The sequence below is a fragment of the Pseudomonas sp. FIP_A4 genome (assembly GCF_036701605.1).
Classification (GTDB): domain Bacteria; phylum Pseudomonadota; class Gammaproteobacteria; order Pseudomonadales; family Pseudomonadaceae; genus Stutzerimonas; species Stutzerimonas phenolilytica.
Map to the genome: position 1 here is coordinate 581,256 of NZ_JAYDXP010000127.1, position 17,293 is coordinate 598,548.

Annotated in this window: 15 protein-coding genes; 7 read left to right on the forward strand and 8 right to left on the reverse strand. The window is 67.5% G+C overall.

Annotation, left to right across the window (positions count from 1 at the left end; translation table 11 throughout):
* Window positions 1–201: 201 nt before the first annotated feature.
* Window positions 202–1,095, forward strand: a complete 894-nt coding sequence (locus U8L64_RS18035) for a cache domain-containing protein (RefSeq protein WP_054093950.1) — start codon at window positions 202–204, stop codon at window positions 1,093–1,095.
* A 141-nt stretch (window positions 1,096–1,236) separates the two neighbouring features.
* Here U8L64_RS18035 and U8L64_RS18040 read toward each other — a convergent pair whose 3' ends face one another.
* Window positions 1,237–3,786: a TRAP transporter permease gene (locus U8L64_RS18040; RefSeq protein ID WP_333398423.1), complete on the reverse strand. Its 2,550-nt coding sequence runs from the start codon at window positions 3,784–3,786 to the stop codon at window positions 1,237–1,239.
* Between the two features lie 118 nt (window positions 3,787–3,904).
* Window positions 3,905–4,870 (reverse strand): TAXI family TRAP transporter solute-binding subunit, encoded by a 966-nt coding sequence (locus U8L64_RS18045; RefSeq protein WP_054093948.1) that lies wholly within the window; start codon window positions 4,868–4,870, stop codon window positions 3,905–3,907.
* 358 nt (window positions 4,871–5,228) lie between these two features.
* Here U8L64_RS18045 and U8L64_RS18050 point away from each other — a divergent pair, with 358 nt between their 5' ends.
* Window positions 5,229–6,812 (forward strand): methyl-accepting chemotaxis protein, encoded by a 1,584-nt coding sequence (locus U8L64_RS18050; protein ID WP_333398424.1) that lies wholly within the window; start codon window positions 5,229–5,231, stop codon window positions 6,810–6,812.
* 14 nt (window positions 6,813–6,826) lie between these two features.
* Here the strand turns inward: U8L64_RS18050 and U8L64_RS18055 are convergent, their stop codons facing one another.
* Together U8L64_RS18055 and U8L64_RS18060 are read right to left on the reverse strand one after the other, a co-directional pair.
* Window positions 6,827–8,224, reverse strand: a complete 1,398-nt coding sequence (locus U8L64_RS18055) for a sensor histidine kinase (RefSeq protein ID WP_333398425.1) — start codon at window positions 8,222–8,224, stop codon at window positions 6,827–6,829.
* Window positions 8,217–8,888, reverse strand: coding sequence for a response regulator (locus U8L64_RS18060; protein WP_333398426.1), 672 nt, complete (start codon window positions 8,886–8,888; stop codon window positions 8,217–8,219). The genes U8L64_RS18055 and U8L64_RS18060 overlap by 8 nt, the downstream gene beginning before the upstream one ends.
* Window positions 8,889–9,060: 172 nt before the next feature.
* Here U8L64_RS18060 and U8L64_RS18065 point away from each other — a divergent pair, with 172 nt between their 5' ends.
* From U8L64_RS18065 to U8L64_RS18085, 5 genes are all read left to right on the forward strand, one after another.
* Window positions 9,061–10,317: an OprD family porin gene (locus U8L64_RS18065; RefSeq protein ID WP_333398427.1), complete on the forward strand. Its 1,257-nt coding sequence runs from the start codon at window positions 9,061–9,063 to the stop codon at window positions 10,315–10,317.
* Window positions 10,318–10,341: 24 nt separating this feature from the next.
* Window positions 10,342–11,316 carry a Bug family tripartite tricarboxylate transporter substrate binding protein gene (locus U8L64_RS18070; RefSeq protein WP_008569352.1) on the forward strand — a complete coding sequence of 325 codons (975 nt, stop codon included), beginning with the start codon at window positions 10,342–10,344 and terminating at the stop codon, window positions 11,314–11,316.
* Window positions 11,317–11,395: 79 nt separating this feature from the next.
* Window positions 11,396–11,839, forward strand: a complete 444-nt coding sequence (locus U8L64_RS18075; RefSeq protein WP_008569351.1) for a tripartite tricarboxylate transporter TctB family protein — start codon at window positions 11,396–11,398, stop codon at window positions 11,837–11,839.
* A gap of 1 nt (window position 11,840) precedes the next feature.
* A complete protein-coding gene (locus U8L64_RS18080) occupies window positions 11,841–13,355 on the forward strand; it encodes a tripartite tricarboxylate transporter permease (RefSeq protein WP_043295271.1) in 1,515 nt (504 codons plus the stop codon).
* A gap of 1 nt (window position 13,356) precedes the next feature.
* Window positions 13,357–14,379 carry an AbrB family transcriptional regulator gene (locus U8L64_RS18085; protein ID WP_234302959.1) on the forward strand — a complete coding sequence of 341 codons (1,023 nt, stop codon included), beginning with the start codon at window positions 13,357–13,359 and terminating at the stop codon, window positions 14,377–14,379.
* Between the two features lie 66 nt (window positions 14,380–14,445).
* Here U8L64_RS18085 and U8L64_RS18090 read toward each other — a convergent pair whose 3' ends face one another.
* The 4 genes from U8L64_RS18090 to U8L64_RS18105 all read right to left on the reverse strand — a co-directional run bounded on the left by U8L64_RS18090 (window position 14,446) and on the right by U8L64_RS18105 (window position 17,180).
* Entirely contained in the window at window positions 14,446–15,675 is a 1,230-nt protein-coding gene (locus U8L64_RS18090; RefSeq protein ID WP_043295267.1) for a nucleoside recognition domain-containing protein, read from the reverse strand.
* Window positions 15,676–16,051: 376 nt separating this feature from the next.
* Window positions 16,052–16,222 (reverse strand): DUF1328 domain-containing protein, encoded by a 171-nt coding sequence (locus U8L64_RS18095; RefSeq protein ID WP_003282841.1) that lies wholly within the window; start codon window positions 16,220–16,222, stop codon window positions 16,052–16,054.
* Window positions 16,223–16,330: 108 nt separating this feature from the next.
* Window positions 16,331–16,567, reverse strand: a complete 237-nt coding sequence (locus U8L64_RS18100) for a hypothetical protein (RefSeq protein ID WP_043295265.1) — start codon at window positions 16,565–16,567, stop codon at window positions 16,331–16,333.
* A 181-nt stretch (window positions 16,568–16,748) separates the two neighbouring features.
* Window positions 16,749–17,180, reverse strand: a complete 432-nt coding sequence (locus U8L64_RS18105; RefSeq protein WP_333398428.1) for a ferritin-like domain-containing protein — start codon at window positions 17,178–17,180, stop codon at window positions 16,749–16,751.
* Between the last annotated feature and the right edge of the window lie 113 nt (window positions 17,181–17,293).

Below are 17,293 nucleotides of genomic sequence, written 5' to 3' on the forward strand. Positions count from 1 at the left end.
CAAGGTTACAGGCCACCCGCGCGAGTGGCGAGCCGGCCGGGCGCCGCGGCATGGCGTCGCAAGAGGTCGGCGGCGGGGGTTTTCTACTCCTTTCGCCTGCCACTTCCTGTTCCGACGACCAATATCATTTCCGCCGACGAACCCTAGGATGGGGTGCGATGGGGCGATCGAATACCGCCCATTACCCGCCAGGAGTCACCCATGAATCGCACGCACACTCTGCTCATGCTGTCTCTCACTGCCGCCCTGGGTGTCATGCCGCTGGCGCATGCCGCCACGCCCGCTGCACCGGCGACGGCCGTCGGCTCGCTGGAGCGCGCACAGGCCAAGCAGGCCAAGGCGCTGCTCGACAACGCCGCGCTCTACCTGCAGGCCAACGGCCCGGAACAGGCGCTGGCCGCGTTCAACGACCGAGATGGCGCCTTCGCCAAGGGCCAGTACTACATCTTCGTGCTCGGCACCGACGGCACCATGCGCGCCAGCGCCGGCACCTCGGCCAGCCTGGTCGGGCTGAACGTGCGCGACCTGAAGGACGCCAGCGGCAAGCCCTTCATCAACGACATCCTCGAAGCGGCCAAGCGTGACGACAGCGGCGCGGTGGCCTACCACTGGCTGAACCCGGCCGACAACAAGGTGGAGAACAAGCTCAGCCAGTTCCGCAAGGTCGGCGAGAACATCCTCTGCGTCGGCTACTACATCCCGCGCGCGACGGCGGAACAGGCCCAGGCGCTGCTGGACAAGGCGGTGGCACGACTGCGCGAAGTCGGCGGCGAGACGGCCTATCGCCAGTTCAACGAGCGCAACGGCGAATTCTTCGTCAACGACGAGTATGTGTTCGTCATCGGCCTGGAAGACGGCAAGTACCGCGCCAGCGGCGGTTCGCCGAACCTGGTCGGCGTCGACGTGCGCGCGGTGAACGACGCCGCCGGCAAGCCGCTGTTCCGCGAGATGATCGAGCTGGCCCGCAAGGACGGCACCGGCACGGTGGAATACGTCTGGCGCAACCCGGTGACCAATGCCGTGGAGCACAAGCGCACGCTGATCCAGCGGGTCGACGACGTGCTGCTCGGCGTGGGCTACTACACCCCGCGCTGACCGCACGGCTCTGCCTATCAGCCGGGCTGGCTGATCTGCGGTCTGTCAGCCCGCCCTCCTCCAGAAAGACCACTTCCCAACAAAAAACCCCAGCCATGCTCACGCATGGCTGGGGTCAGGCGATGCCGGCAAGCGCTTCGCTCAGCGCGTCTGACGGCGGCGCTGCAGCCAGACCACCAGGCCGAACAGCAGCAAGCCCGGCAGCCACATCAGCTCCTTCGGCCAGCGCTCGGTCGGTGCGCGCACCGTGAGGATCTCCTGGTCGAATTCCAGACCCGCCTCGGCGGCCAGACTGCCGAAGGTCACGCTGTCGACCAGCACCTTGCCGTCTTCCTCGTAGGTCATCAGGCCGATCTTCTCCAGCTTCTGCGCACCGGATGCAGCGTCCGGCACCGGCAGCAGCACGGCGAACTCGCGCGCATCACCCACCGCGTCCTCGCCGCGGATGCGCAGGCGCAACTGGCTGTCCGGCTGCACCGCGTCGAGCGCCTCGACCAGCTGAGCCGGCGGGATGTCGCGGTACGGGTCGTGCACCATGTCCATCCAGAATCCCGGGCGGAACAGGGTGAACGCCACCAGCAGCAGCAGCACGTTCTCGTACCAGCGGCTGCGCACCAGGAAGAAGCCCTGGGTGCCGGCGGCGAACAGCAGCATGGCGAAGGTCGCCACGATGAAGATCAGCACGCCATGCCAGAAGCTCACGTCGATCAACAGCAGGTCGGTGTTGAAGATGAACAGGAACGGCAGCGCCGCGGTGCGCAGGCTGTAGTAGAACGCCGCGATGCCGGTCTTGATCGGATCGCCCTTGGACACCGCTGCGGCGGCGAACGAGGCCAGTCCCACCGGCGGGGTGACGTCGGCCATGATGCCGAAGTAGAAGACGAACAGGTGCACCGCGATCAGCGGCACGATCAGGCCGTTCTGCTGCCCCAGCGAGACGATCACCGGCGCCAGCAGGCTGGATACCACGATGTAGTTGGCGGTGGTCGGCAGACCCATGCCGAGGATCAGGCTGAACACCGCAGTCAGCATCAGCATCAGCAGCAGGTTGCCCATCGACAGCACTTCCACCACGTCGGCCAGTACCAGGCCGACGCCGGTCTGCGACACCGCGCCGACGATGATGCCCGCCGCGGCGGTGGCGATGCCGATGCCGATCATGTTGCGCGCACCGGCGATCATGCCCTCGCGCAGGTCGATCAACCCGTCCTTCGCCGTGCCGTGGGTCGCGCCGCCGTCGCCGCGCATCCAGGAGAGCAGCGGACGCTGGGTCAGCAGGATGATCACCAGCATCACCGAACCCCAGAACGCCGAGAGGCCGGGCGACAGCCGCTCGACCATCAGGCACCAGACCAGCACCACCACCGGCAGCAGGAAGTGCAGACCGGAGAGCAGCACGGCGCGGGTGTTGGGCAGTTCATCGAGGGGCTTGTCCGGGTCTTCGGCCGGCAGCGGCGGATTGCTCGCGGCGACCTTCAGCAGCGCCAGGTAGGCCAGCGCCAGCAGCACCGAGATGCCCGGCAGCGCGTAGTCGCCGAGTGCCGGCTTGAGCCAGCCGAGGCCGTAGTACACCGCCAGCGACAGCCCGGACACCACCGCCGCGCCGAAGGCGAAGCCGGTCAGGCGGCGCAGCCAGGGCTTGGGCTGGTGGTTGCCGATCGGTTGCATGCCCTGCTTGAGCGCTTCCAGATGCACGATGTAAAGCAGCGCGATGTAGGAAATGGTCGCCGGCAGGAAGGCATGCTTGATGATCTCGACGTACGGCATGCCGACGTACTCGACCATCAGGAACGCCGCGGCGCCCATCACCGGCGGCATGATCTGGCCGTTGACCGACGAGGCCACTTCCACCGCGCCGGCCTTCTCCTTGGAGAAGCCGACCTTCTTCATCATCGGGATGGTGAAGGTACCGGTGGTCACCACGTTGGCGATCGACGAGCCGGAGATCATCCCGGTCAGCGCCGAGGACACCACCGCGGCCTTGGCCGGGCCGCCACGCATGTGGCCGAGCAGGCTGAACGCCAGCTGAATGAAGTAATGCCCGGCGCCGGCACGTTCGAGCAGCGCGCCGAACAGCACGAAGAGGAAGACGAAGCTGGTGGAAACGCCGACGGCGATGCCGAACACACCTTCGGTGGTGATCCACTGGTGGTTGGCCATCGCGGTGAAGCTGACCCCGCGATGCGCCAGCAGCCCCGGCATCCATGGGCCGGCCAGGCTGTAGAGGATGAACACCAGGGCGATGATCGCCAGCGGCGGGCCGAGCGCCCGGCGGGTGGCTTCCAGCAGCAGCGGAATGCCGACGCAGGCGGTGATCAGGTCCAGCGTGGTGAGGTTGCCCGGCCGCTGCGCCAGCTGTTCGTAGAAGATGAACAGGTATGCAGCGCTGGCCGCGGCCACCAGCCCGAAGGCGATGTCCAGCAGCGGTACGCGGTCGCGCGGCGAGCGCTTGAACGCCGGGTAGGCAAGAAAGGCCAGCAGCAGCGCGAAAGCCAGGTGAATCGAGCGGGTCTCGGTGTCGTTGAGCACGCCGATGCGAAAGATGAACGGCAGCGGCGAGGCGATCCACAGCTGGAACAGCGACCAGGCCAGCGCCAGCCCGGCGATGATCTGCGCCATCGCACCTTCGGGCAGGCGCGCGCCGACGTCCTGGGCGATCAGCTCCTCGGTGGACAGTTGTTTGTCTTGCATGAAATGAGGCCTGTTTTTTCAGGTGACGGAAACCACGAAAACCCGTGACCGAACGGTGCACGGGTTTTCCGACTGAGCGAGGCAGGGGCAGGCGACCGCCGGAGCGGCCGCGCGACCCTTACATCCAGCCGCGTTCCTTGTAGTAGCGCTCGGCACCTTCATGCAGCGGCGCGCTCAGGCCGACCTTGATCATCTCCTCCGGCTTGAGGTCCTTGAACGCCGGGTGCAGGCGCTGGAAGCGCTCGATGTTGTCGAACACCGACTTGACCAGCTGGTAGACCACTTCGGCATCGACCTTGGCCGTGGTCGAGAGCACGGCCTTGCCGCCGATGGACGGCGTCGGCGCATCGCTGCCCTTGTAGATCCCGCCGGGGATCTCGGCCTTGGTGTAATAGCTCTTGGCGGCCAGCAGCTTGTCGATTTCCGGGCCGGTGATCGGTACCAGCACGGCGTCGACGGTGGTGGTGGCTTCCTGGATGGCGCCGTTGGGATGGCCGACGAAGTAGGTCATCGCGTCGATGTTGTTGTCGCCCAGCGCACTGGCCTGCTCGGCCGGCTTCAGCTCGGCCGCCAGGGCGAACACCGACTTGTCCCAGCCCTTGACCTGCATGATCTCCTCGAGGGTGTCACGCTGGCCGGAGCCCGGGTTGCCGATGTTGACGCGCTTGCCCTTGAGGTCATCCAGGCCCTTGATGTTGGCATCGCGGCGCGCCAGCACGGTGAAGACCTCGCTCTGCAGCGAGAACACGGCGCGGATGTCATCCATCTTGCCTTCCTTCTCGAAGGGCGCGACACCTTCCATCGCCTTGTACTGGTGGTCGGACTGCATGATGCCGAAGTTGAATTCGCCGGTCCGCAGGCCGTTGACGTTGGCCACGCCGCCGCCGCTGGCCGGCGCGTTGCACTTGATGTTCTCGGCGTTACGGTTGACGAAGCGGCAGATCGACTGCCCCGCCACGTAGTAGACGCCGGTCTGGCCGCCGGTGCCGATGGTGACGAATTTCTCCTGGGCCTGTGCTGTGCCACCCAGGCCGCTACCCGCCAACGCGACGGTAAAGATCCATGCCAAGGATTTGCCTTTCATGGATGAACTCCTTTTGGTTGTTTTTGATGACCCGGCAGCCCTCTTGAGCCTGCCCGGAAGCCGGGAGTCTAGCAGGACCGGTTCGACTGCGCGGCCGGTACGCCGGAACACGGGCGCGAGTCCGCCTTTCATGGACTGCGCCGCCGCGAAAGCGTTTCCGCGGCGGCATCAACAAGCCGCTAGCAGCAACGACGCAATGCTGGCACACTGCCATACAAGTGTCATGAAACTGGCATAGAGTCCGCCGCAGCCGTCACTGGCGGTCCATCACGAGATGCTGCCGATCCTCCGATCAGAGCCGCACCACCACCCGCCTCGCGAAATCGTCACTCTGTTCCCACGGAAGAGATTCGCCCACATGCGAACCAACCTGCCTGTCACCGGCCGTGAAGTCAGCGTCCGCGAAAACGCCAACATCCTCTCCACCACCAACCTCAAAGGCCAGATCACCTACGCCAACGCGGATTTCATCGAGATCTGCGGCTACAGCGAGGCCGAACTGCTCGGCCAGCCACACAACCTGATCCGCCACCCGGACATGCCGCCGGCCGCCTACGCGGACATGTGGAGCACGCTGCAGGCCGGCCGGCCATGGATGGGGCTGGTCAAGAACCGCTGCAAGAACGGCGATCACTACTGGATCGACGCCTACGCCATGCCGATCCGCCGTGACGGCAAGGTGGTCGAGTACCAGTCCGTGCGCACCAAGGCGCAGCCCGAACAGATTCGCGCCGCCGAGGCGCTTTACGCCCGCGCCGGCACGCCCGGCGGCCTGGCGCAAAGCCGTTGGCGGCCCGGCTTCCAGGCCCGCGTCGCACTGTGCGGCGGCCTCGGCAGCCTGTTCGGCGCAGGGGCGACGGCGCTGCTCGCCGGCCTGACATGGCCGCTGGCCCTGCTCGCCGGCGCTGCCGGTGGGTTCGCCGCCGCGCTGCTCAGCCTGCTGGCGCTGGCGCCCCTGCGCACGCTGCGCAGCCAGGCGCGGCGCATCGGTTACAACCCGCTGAGCCAGCTGATCTACACCGGACGCAGCGATGAACTGGGCGAGATCGCCTTCGCCCTGCGCATGCTCGAAGCCGAGGCCGGCGCCGTGGTCGGCCGTATCGCCGACTCCAGCCGGCAGATCAGCGAACACGCCCACGAACTTGCCGACGCCCTGCAGGAAAGCACCGCCAGCGCGGCCTCCCAGCAACAGCAGACCGACCTCGTGGCGACCGCCATCGACCAGATGGTCGCCAGCGTGCGCGAGGTTGCCGCGAGCACCCAGCGCACGGCGCAGGCGGCGGCACTCGCCGATGACGATGCCGCCAATGGCCGTGGCATGGTCGGCGAGACCGGCAGCAGCATTGCTCGCCTGGCCGGCGAGATTCAGCGCGCCGCCGAGGTGATCCAGCTGCTCGAAGGCCACAGCCAGGACATCAGCCGGATGCTCGAAGTGATCCGCAGCATTGCCGAGCAGACCAACCTGCTGGCGCTCAACGCCGCCATCGAGGCAGCGCGCGCCGGCGAGCAGGGACGCGGCTTCGCGGTGGTGGCCGACGAAGTGCGCGGCCTGGCCTCGCGCACCGCCGAGGCCACCGCGGAGATTCAGGGCATCATCGGTACGCTGCAGGCCGGCTCGCGCGAGGCGGTAGCGGTCATGCAGCGCAGCCGCGAGCAGGCGCAGATCAGCGTCGACCGCGCCGAGCACGCCGAACGTTCGCTGCGCGACATCAACGATCAGGTCACCGACATCAGCGGCATGAGCACGCAGATCGCCGCCGCGGTCGACCAGCAGAGTGCCGCCGCCGCGCAGATCAACCAGAGCATCGTCAGCATCCGCGCCGGCGCCGAGCGTCACGCGGTGGCCGGGCTGCAGAGCCAGCAGAGCGCCGCCGGCGTCGCCGGCCTGGTGGTCGGCATGCAGCAGCTGGCGCAGCAGTTCTGGAGCCGCCGCCGCGCTTGAAAGGCCTGTCTTGACTAGGCCGCGCCGGGGAAGCGTACCCGCACCAGCAGACCGCCGAGCCGGCCCTGATCCAGGCTGATCTCGGCGCGATGGGCACGCACGATCTCGCCGACGATGGCCAGCCCGAGGCCGGCGCCGTGCCCACCGGTATCGCGGCGGTAGAAGCGCGCAAACACCCGCTCGCGCTCGTCGGCGGGAATACCCGGGCCGTCGTCCTCCACCTCCAGCACGGCGCCGGCGAGCACCCGCAGCACCACATTGCCGCCCTCGACGGTGTGTGCCAGCGCGTTGTCCAGCAGGTTGCTCAGCAGCTCGCTGATCAGCGTCGGCTCGCCGTCGATCCATACCGGCGCCTCGGCCTCCAGCGCCAGGGCGACACCGCGCTTATGCGCCAGCGCCGCCAAGGCCAGCCCCAGCTCGCGGGCCAGTTGCGACAGGTCCAGGCGCTGCGCGCCCCCCTCGGCGATGGACTGCGCGCCGCTCTCGATGCGCGCCAGCGAGAGCAGCTGGTTGGCCAGGTGGATGAGCTTGTCGGTGCTCTGCCCGGCGTCTTCCAGGGTGTTGCGCCAGACACTCGGCTGCGCCTCGCGCAGGCCCAGTTCGATGCGCGCCTTGAGCGCCGCCAGCGGCGTGCGCAGCTCGTGGGAGGCGTCGGCGATGAAGCGTGCCTGGCGTTCGAACTGGCCGCGCAGGCGTTCGGTGAACTGATTGAGCGCGCCCACCAGCGGCTTCAACTCGCGTTGCACGTCGACCAGCGGCAACGGCCGCAGATCATCCGGGGGGCGCTCCTGCACCGCCTCGCTGAGCCGAGCCAGCGGGCGCAGCGCGGCGCTGACCGCCAGCCACACCAGCAACAGCGCGGCCAGCGCCAGCAAGCCCAGGCGCCACAGCGTATCGTTCAACAAGCTGCGCGCCATGCGCTCGCGCGCGCCGAGCGTCTCGGCCACGCGAATCTCGGCGATGCCGTTCAGCTCAGGCTCGCTGACCGGCTGCAGCAGGCTCACCAGGCGCACGCCCTGGCCCTGGAACTCGCCGTCATAGAAGCGCGCCAGCGCCGGGTAGTCGTCGGTGCGACGGACCTCGGCGCCCGGCGCGGGCAGCTGTTCGTAGCCACTGACCAGACGCCCTTCGGTGTCCAGCACCTGGTAATAGATACGCCCCGCGCTGTCGTAGGCGAAGGTGTCCAGCGCGATGTACGGCACGTTGGCGCGCAGCCTGCCGTCGTTGGTCACCAGCCCATCGGCGATGGCCCGGGCGGAGGCCAGCAGGGTGCGATCGTAGGCGATGTCGGCGGCGGCGCGGCCGTTCCAGTAGGCACTCCAGGCCCCGTACAGCAGCAGCGGCGTGAGCAGGATGGTCAGCCGCAGCAGCAGCCGCGCGCGCAGGCTGCCGGCCGCGGTGCGCTCAGCCATCGAGCGCCTCGAGCAGGTAGCCCAGGCCGCGGAAGGTGACGATGCGTACCGGCCGTCCTTCGAGCTTCTTGCGCAGGCGATGGATGTAGATCTCGATGGCGTCGGCGCTGGCGTCCTCGTCGAGGCCGAACACCTGGGCAGCCAGCTGGTCCTTGCTCATCACCCGGCCGGGACGGGCGATCAGCGCCTCCAGCACCGCCTGCTCGCGGGAAGTCAGGCTCAGCGGCTCGCCGGCGAGGCTGAACCGCCGCGCATCCAGATCGTGCACCAGCACGCCGCAGCGCTGCTGGCGCTCACCGCCGGCGACGCTGCGGCGCAGCAGCGCCTTGACTCGCGCCTCCAGCTCGGACAACTCGAACGGCTTGGCTAGGTAGTCGTCGGCGCCGAGGTTGAGGCCGTGCACGCGGTCGCTGACCTCGCCGCGCGCGGTGAGCATCAGCACCGGCAGGGTCTTGCCGCGCTGACGCAGGCGCGCCAGCACCTGAAAGCCGTCGAGCCGCGGCAGGCCGACGTCGAGGATCGCCAATGCGTAATCCTCGCTGGCCAGCGCCAGGTCGGCGGCGATGCCGTCGGCGAGCAGGTCCACCGTCCAACCGGCGGCGCGCAGCGCCTGCGTCACGCTCTCGGCCAACGGCGGGTGGTCCTCGACCAGGAGAATGCGCATTGCCTGTCCCTTCGATCTGCCAACGGAGCGCCAGTGTAGCGGCAGAAATCAGCCCGCGGCGCGCTGAAAGGCTGGCGAAAGCTTGACTGCCTAGGATCGCTCGCAGGTGGCTCGATCCACCTCCGCACGGCGCATGTGCCGTGACAACAAAAACAACAACTGGAGATACCCAATGCTGACTGTCGTCAGACCCACACCAGCCTGTCTCGCCCTTGCTGTCGCCGCCGCTTCGCTGACGCCCTTCGCCCAGGCCGCCTTCATCGAGGACAGCAGCGCGACTCTGCAGACGCATAACATCTACCTGAACCGCGATTTCCGCGAAGGCGATGGCCAGTCCAAGCGCGAGGAATGGACCCAGGGCTTCATCCTCGACGTGCGCTCCGGCTTCACCGAAGGCACCGTCGGCGTCGGTCTCGACGCGCTGGGCATGCTCGGCGTCAAGCTCGACTCCGGTGGCGGTCGCGCCGGCACCGATCTGCTGCCGGTGCACGACGATGGCAGCACGCCGGACGAGTTCAGCCGCCTGGGTCTGACCGCCAAGGCCAAGATTGCCGAGACCGAACTGCGCTACGGCTCGCACATTCCGGAGACGCCGGTAGTCAAGGCCAGCGACAGCCGCACGCTGCCGCAGGTGTTCGAGGGCGCTACCGTCACCTCCACCGATATCGACGGCCTGACCCTGACCGGCGGCCGCCTGGACAAGGTGATCGACCGCTCCTCGACCAACTCCCAGGACCTGCAGCTGAACAACAAGAACGGCCGCTTCGCCAGCGCCGCCGAGGCCGACCACCTGACCTTCGCCGGTGCCGAATACGCCTTCAACGAGAACCTCACCGGGCGCTACTACTACGGCGAGCTGGATGACGTGTACCGCCAGCACTTCTTCGGCCTGCTGGCGAACAAGCCGCTGAGCGACAACTCCGTGCTGAGCGCCGACCTGCGCGTGATGCTCAGTGACGACACCGGCGCGGCGAATGCCGGCAAGATCGATAACCAGGCCTGGAACGGCATGCTCGGCTACAGCCTGGGCGGCCACAAGCTCAGCCTCGGCTACCAGCAGATGCGCGGCGACACCGGCTATGCCTACATCGATGGCGGCGACCCCTTCCTGGTCAACTTCGTGCAGATCAACGACTTCGCCAACGCCGACGAGCGCTCCTGGCAGGCCCGTTACGACTACAACTTCGCCGCCATGGGCATTCCCGGGCTGACCTTCCTGACCCGCTACATCTCCGGCGACAACGCCGAATACTCCGGCGGCAGCAACGGCAGCGAGTGGGAGCGCGACTTCGAGTTCAAGTACGTGGTGCAGAGCGGCCCGCTGAAAAATGTCGCGCTGCGCTGGCGTAACGCGATGTACCGCTCCGATTTCGCCCGCGACGCCGACGAAAACCGCCTGATCGTCAGCTACAGCCTGCCGATCTGGTAAACAGAACAAGAAGAGGACCTTTCGATGAAAACCCGACTCAGCCGTTTCGCCCTGCTGTCGTCCTGCCTGCTGCTGTCGAGCCAGCTGCTGGCCGAACCCAAGCGCCCCGAGTGCATTGCTCCGGCCAAACCCGGCGGCGGTTTCGACCTGACCTGCAAGCTGGCCCAGAGCGGCCTGAAGGACGCCGGCCTGCTCGAGGCGCCGATGCGCGTCACCTACATGCCAGGCGGCGTCGGCGCGGTGGCCTACAACGCGGTGGTTGCCCAGCGCGCTGCCGATCCCGGCACCATCACCGCCTTCTCCAGCGGCTCGCTGCTCAATCTCGCGCAGGGCAAGTTCGGCCGCTACGACGAGAACGCCGTGCGCTGGCTGGCCGCGGTCGGCACCGACTACGGCGCCATTTCGGTGCGCGCCGACGCGCCCTACCAGAACCTCGACGAGCTGATTGCCGCGGTGAAGAAGGACCCGGGCAGCGTGGTATTCGGCGCCGGCGCCACCATCGGCGGCCAGGACTGGATGCAGACCGCGCTGATCGCCCGCGCTGCCGGTGTCGATCCGAAGAAGCTGCGCTACGTCGCCTTCGAGGGCGGCGGCGAAACGCTGACCGCCATGCTCGGCGGCCACGTACAGGTCACCTCCAGCGGCCTCGGCGAAGTCACCCCGCAGCTCGACGCCGGCAAGATCCGCATCCTCGCCGTGCTCGCCGACGAGCGCCTGCCGGGCAAGCTGGCCGACATCCCCACCGCCAAGGAGCAGGGCTACGACATCAGTTGGCCGGTGATCCGCGGTTTCTACATGGGCCCGGAAGTGCCTGACGAGGACTTCAACTGGTGGAAGACCCAGTTCGACACCCTGCTCACCGACGAGGACTTCGCCAAGTTGCGCGAACAGCGCGACCTGTTCCCGCTGTCGATGACCGGCGATGAGCTGGAAGCCTTCGTCAAGCAGCAGGTGCAGGACTACAAGGCCCTGGCCGGCGAGTTCGGCCTGCTCAAGTAACGCCAGAACCGGCCCGCGCCCGCGGGCCGCACGGCTCGCCCGCAACGCTCGGGCGGCCGCATCCTTGAGGTATCCCGTCATGTACGTACGTGTCTTCGCCGCGCTGTGGCTGCTCGCCTGCGCCGGCCTCGCCCTGCTCGCCTGGGGCTTCGAGGCGCCCTTCGCCTACGACCCGGTCGGCCCACGCGCCTACCCGCTGCTGCTGCTGTTGCTGATGGGCTGCGGCGCCCTATGGCTGCTGCTCAAGCCGCAGGGTGAACCGACGCCGGCATTCGACTCTCCGGGCGCCGTGCGCGCGGTGCTCTGCGTGCTGGCGCTGCTGGCCTACGCGCTGCTGTTCGAAACCCTGGGTTTCGTCATCAGCACCGCGCTGACCGGCTTTGCCCTCGGCCTGCTGTTCAACGGTCGCCTGTGGCCCAGCCTGATCAGCGGCGCGCTGCTCGGCGTGCTGCTCTACGGGCTGTTCGATTACCTGCTGGACGTGCCGCTGCCGCTCGGCCTGCTGCGGCTGCTGGAGAGCTGATATGGAAACTTTGAATTTCTTGCTGCAGGGCTTTGATGTCGCCACCCGGCCGACCAACCTGCTGGTGGCGCTGTTCGGCGCCTTCGTCGGCACCGTGGTCGGCCTGCTGCCGGGGCTCGGCCCGATCAACGGCGTGGCGCTGCTGCTGCCGCTGGCCTTCGCCCTCGGCCTGCCACCGGAGACCGCACTGATCCTGCTCGCCGCGGTGTACCTGGGCTGCGAATACGGCGGCCGTATCTCGGCGATCCTGCTCAACGTGCCGGGCGACGCTGCGGCGGTGATGACCACCCTCGACGGCTATCCGCTGGCGCGTCAGGGCAAGGCCGGCATTGCGTTGTCGCTGTCGGCGGTGAGTTCGTTCGTCGGCAGTTTCATCGCCACCTGCGGCGTGGTGCTGTTCGCTCCGCTGCTGGCGAAATGGGCGGTGGCGTTCGGCCCGGCGGAGTATTTCGTGCTGATGATCTTCGCCATCGCCTGCCTCGGCGGCATGGTCGGCGACAAGCCAGTGAAGACGCTGATGGCCGCGCTGATGGGCCTGGCGCTGGCCACGGTGGGCGTGGATTCGACCACCGGTGTCTACCGTTTCACCTTCGACAGCGTCAGCCTGTCCGACGGCATCCAGTTCGTCATCGTGGTGATCGGTTTCTTCAGCGTCAGCGAGATCCTGCTGATGCTGGAGAAGACCCACAGCGGGCAGCAGGCGGTGAAGGCCAGCGGGCGGCTGCTGTTCAACTTCAAGGAGTTCTGCCTGACCTTCTGGACCATGCTACGCAGCGCCGTGGCCGGCTTCGTCATCGGCACGCTGCCGGGCGCCGGGGCGACCATCGCCAGCGCCATGACCTACATGAGCGAGAAGCGCATGGCCGGTGCCAAGGGTCGTTTCGGCGACGGCGACCTGCGCGGCCTGGCCGCCCCGGAATCGGCCAACAACGCCTCGGCCTGCGGCTCGCTGATCCCCATGCTGACCCTCGGCGTGCCGGGTTCGGGCACCACGGCGGTGATGATCGGCGCGCTGACGCTGTACAACATCACGCCCGGCCCGCTGCTGTTCGAGCAGCAGCCGGACGTGGTCTGGGGCCTGATCGCCTCGCTGTTCATCGGCAACGTGATCCTGCTGGTGATGAACATCCCGCTGGTCGGACTGTTCTCACGCATGCTCGCCGTGCCGAACTGGGTGCTAGTGCCGGCGATCACCGTGATCAGCATGGTCGGCGTGTATTCGGTACACAGCACCACCTTCGACCTGGTGCTGATGGTCGGCCTCGGCGTGTTCGGTTACCTGCTGCGCAAGCTGGACTTCCCGCTGTCGGCGCTGATCCTCGGCTTCGTGCTCGGCGAGATGATGGAAGACAACCTGCGCCGTGCGCTGTCGATCTCCAACGGCGAGCTGGGCATCCTCTGGGGCAGCCCGATCACCCTGGCGTTGTGGGCGCTGACCGTGGCGATGCTCGGCATGCCGGCGCTGCGCTGGTACCTCAAGCGCCGTCGCGGCAATGTGGTCGAGGCGCAGGCCTGACATGCGCCAGCGGCTGCCGGCCTGGTGGGCGACGCCGCTGATCGGTGCCGTCGGCGGCTGGCTGGCGAGCCTGGCCGGCTGGCCGCTGCCGTGGATGGTCGGCTCGCTGCTGGCAGTGATCGCGGTGCGCTGCAGCGGCTGGCTGGTGGCAGAGATGCCGCGCGGGCGTCAGGCCGGGCAATGGATCGTCGCCAGCGCCATCGGCCTGCACTTCACCGGCGAGGTGCTGGGCGAGGTGCTGGCGCACTTCGGCGCGATCCTCGCCGGCGCGCTCGGCACCCTGGCGCTGAGCCTGATCGGCATGTTCATTCTCTCGCGCGGCGGCTGCGACCGCGCCACCGCCTACTTCGCCAGCATGCCGGGCGGTGCCAGCGAGATGGTCAACCTCGCCAGCCGCCACGCCGCCAACCCCGGCCGCGTCGCCGCCGCGCACAGCCTGCGCATGCTGCTGGTGGTGCTGGTGATTCCGGCGTTCTTCACCTGGAGCCTGCCGCCGGTCCAGCCACCTGCGCCGCTGCCGGTCGACGGGTTCTGGCTGGCCGTGCTGCTGCCCGCCGGCGGTCTGCTGGCGCTGCTCTGGCGGCGGTGCGGCCAGCCCAACCCGTGGATGCTCGGCCCGCTGACCGCCTGCGCGCTGGCCAGCGCCGGATTCGACCTGCACATCGGCCTGCCGGACGGCTTGGGACAGGTCGGTCAATGGCTGATCGGCTCGTCGCTGGCCTGCCACTTCGATCGCGCGTTCTTTCGTAGCGCGCCGGCGTTTCTGCTGCGGGTGCTGCTGTTCACTCTGATGGCGATGCTGGTCGCCGCGGCGCTGGCCGCCGGGTTGGGCTGGCTGACGGCGCTGGACGAAACCTCGCTGACGCTGGGGATGATGCCCGGCGGCATCACCGAGCTGTGCCTGACCGCCGAGGCGCTGCAGCTGTCGGTGGCGCTGGTCACCGCGGTGCAGGTGCTGAGGTTGTTTCTGGTGATGTTTCTTGCCGAGCCGTTGTTTCGGCTCTGGCAACGCGCCACGCTTTAGCCCGCCGCCTGGCGGGCTCTTTTTTGCGCCAAGCGCAGTCATCGCTGTTTGCCACGCCATGCGGGCTCAGCCGAAGAACCAGTAGCACACCCCGATCGCCGCGATCACCCCGGCCAGGTCCGCCAGCAGCGCACAACCCACCGCATGCCGCGCGCGCTGGATGCCGACGGCGCCGAAGTACACCGCCAGCACATAGAAGGTCGTCTCGGTGCTGCCCTGCACCGTCGCCGCGACCAGCGCCGGGAAGCTGTCGACGCCGTGGTTCTGCATGGTTTCGATCAGCATCGCGCGTGCCGCACTGCCGGAGAACGGCTTGACCAGCGCGGTCGGCAGCGCATCGACGAAACGGGTGTCCCAGCCCAGCGTCTCGACCAGCCAGCGGATGCCGTCCAGGCCGAAATCCAGCGCGCCGGACGCACGCAGCGCACCGACCGCCACCAGCATGGCGACCAGGTATGGCAGCAGGCTCTTCGCCACATCGAAGCCTTCCTTGGCGCCTTCGACGAAGCTCTCGTAGACCGGCACCTTGCGCAGCGCACCGACCACCACGAAGACCACGATCAGGCCGAACAGCGTGAGGTTGCCCAGCAGCGAGGACAGCGACGCCAGCGCGGTCGCCGACAGGCTCGCCAGCAGCGCCATGAACGCGCCGAGCAGCAACGCACCGGGAATCAGATAGGCCAGCACCACCGGGTCCCACAGGCGCAGACGCTGCATCAGTGCCACCGACAGCAGCCCGACCAGAGTCGAGGCGCTGGTGGCGAGCAGGATCGGCAGGAACACCAGGGTCGGGTCCTCGGCGCCCTGTTGCACGCGGTACATGAAGATCGACACTGGCAACAGCGTCAGCGACGAGGCGTTGAGCACCAGAAAGAGGATCTGCGCGTTGCTCGCCGTGGTGCTCGACGGGTTGAGTTCCTGCAGCGAGCGCATCGCCTTGAGGCCGATGGGCGTGGCGGCATTGTCCAGCCCCAGGCCGTTGGCGGCGAAGTTGAGGGTGATCAGCCCCAGCGCCGGATGCCCGGCCGGCACCTCGGGCATCAGTCGGCGAAACAGCGGGCCGAGCAGCCGCGCCAGCAATTCCACCAGTCCGGCCTGCTCGGCGATGCGCAGAAAGCCCAGCCACAGCGTCAGCGTGCCGAACAGCAGGATCATCACCTCGACGGCCAGCCTGGCCATCGCGAACAGGCTTTCCACCAGCGCGGCGAACACCGCCGGATCGCCGCCAAGCAGCCAGCGCGCCAGCGCGGCGACGGCGGCAACCAGGAAAAAGCCCAGCCAGAGGCCATTGAGCATGTGTATCCCCCTCTTTCGACAGGCAGCGATGATAGCCGCGTCGTGCCGGGAGGATAGAGAGACAGCGAGGGAAAAAACGCGAAGACGAAAAAGCGACGATAGGGCCGCGCGCCGGAGCGATGACCATGCTCCGGCGCGCAGCACCAGCCGAACCCGGACCGATGCCGGAGGTACTCCCTGTACCCCTGAGTCACGCCGCCAAGCAGAGCAACCCGTCCCCCTGGTTCACCCCTTGTCGGGGCTGCTTCCCTCGGCGCCGACCGTTGCGTCGGCGCCGCTGTTGAGGCGCGCTACGCGCACCTCGAAAGAACGCTGGCATCCCGTGCCGTTCCCGCTCCTCGGTGTGGAGCCGCCCGCTACGGGCGGCTTCATCCCGTCAGACGCGCGGACCGCGTCCTCGTCCGAAGATCAGCGATGCCACGAACAGCACCAGGAAAACCACGAACAGGATCTTGGCGATACCTGTAGCGGTGCCCGCAATGCCACCGAAGCCCAGTACCGCGGCGATGATGGCGATGATCAGGAAAGTGATAGCCCAACTCAGCATGGTGCGACTCCTCTCGGTTCAGGATCGGTTCTCGACGGACCGGCCACGGCACGATCGACTTCGAGTATTTCTACGCATCCTTGCCGGTTCGCCTGCAAACTCCCTGCTTCAGAAGACCCAGCGCTGTTCCGAGCGCGCCTGGTGCAAATCGAGTGATTGCGGTGCCCGGCCGGTCAGCGTGATCTCATTAGGTTGAGCGTCATACAGCTGGATTCGTTCCGCCGCGTCCGGCTGCTGCTGGCTGAGCGGTTCGTCCATCGGCTGTTTGGCTCCCATGATCAAGGTCACCACTGCAGCGCCAAGCAATCCTTTGCTGGCCAGGGACAAGCGGGCTTCGCGGTTCATCCTCAACTCCTTCTAAGCATGTCGTAGGCGATTTGCCCTAGACATTGCAGCCCGCGTGCCAGCCTTGCATTAAAAAATAAACCTTTTAATTCAATAAGTTAGAAACGCTTAACAAGCGTCTCGCCCTTGATTTTGCACGAGCCGCCTCGCCGGCCCGTGCGTTTTGCATGATCGACTCCGCTCAGGAGCGCATCTCCTTCAACTGGCGCATGCGCGCGTGGCAGGCACGCAGCTTCGGCAGCTCCACCGCCAGCAGCGCCCGTACGTCTGGCTGCGCATCCGGCAGCGCATCCTCGAAGGCGCGCAGGATGCGCTCTTCGGTCTGCAGCAGCTGCTCGACATAGGCGCCATCCGCATTGCCCAGGTGCGCGCGGGCATCGGCGTACAGCTCGTTCAGGCGCCCGGCGAGCGTGCCGCCCTGCGCCGGCTGCCCGTGGCTGGCCGCCACCTTGACCGCCAGCGCCTGGATCACCTGGGTCTTGGCCTGCGCCATGTCGCGGAACAGATGCTGCAACTCGACATCCTTTACTTCGTCGATCGCATGCTGGTAGAAACGCTGCCCGTCGCGGGTTATCTCGATCAGTTCGTTGAGTTGCTGCGTCGCTGGATTCATGGCGGATTGCTCCTGTGACCGGCGCCGGGCGCCCGTAAAAGATGGTCGGCCGCAGACCACGCACCGGCGTTGCCGCGCCGCCTGCGTCCTCTAAATCAGAGGCTGGTGTCGGC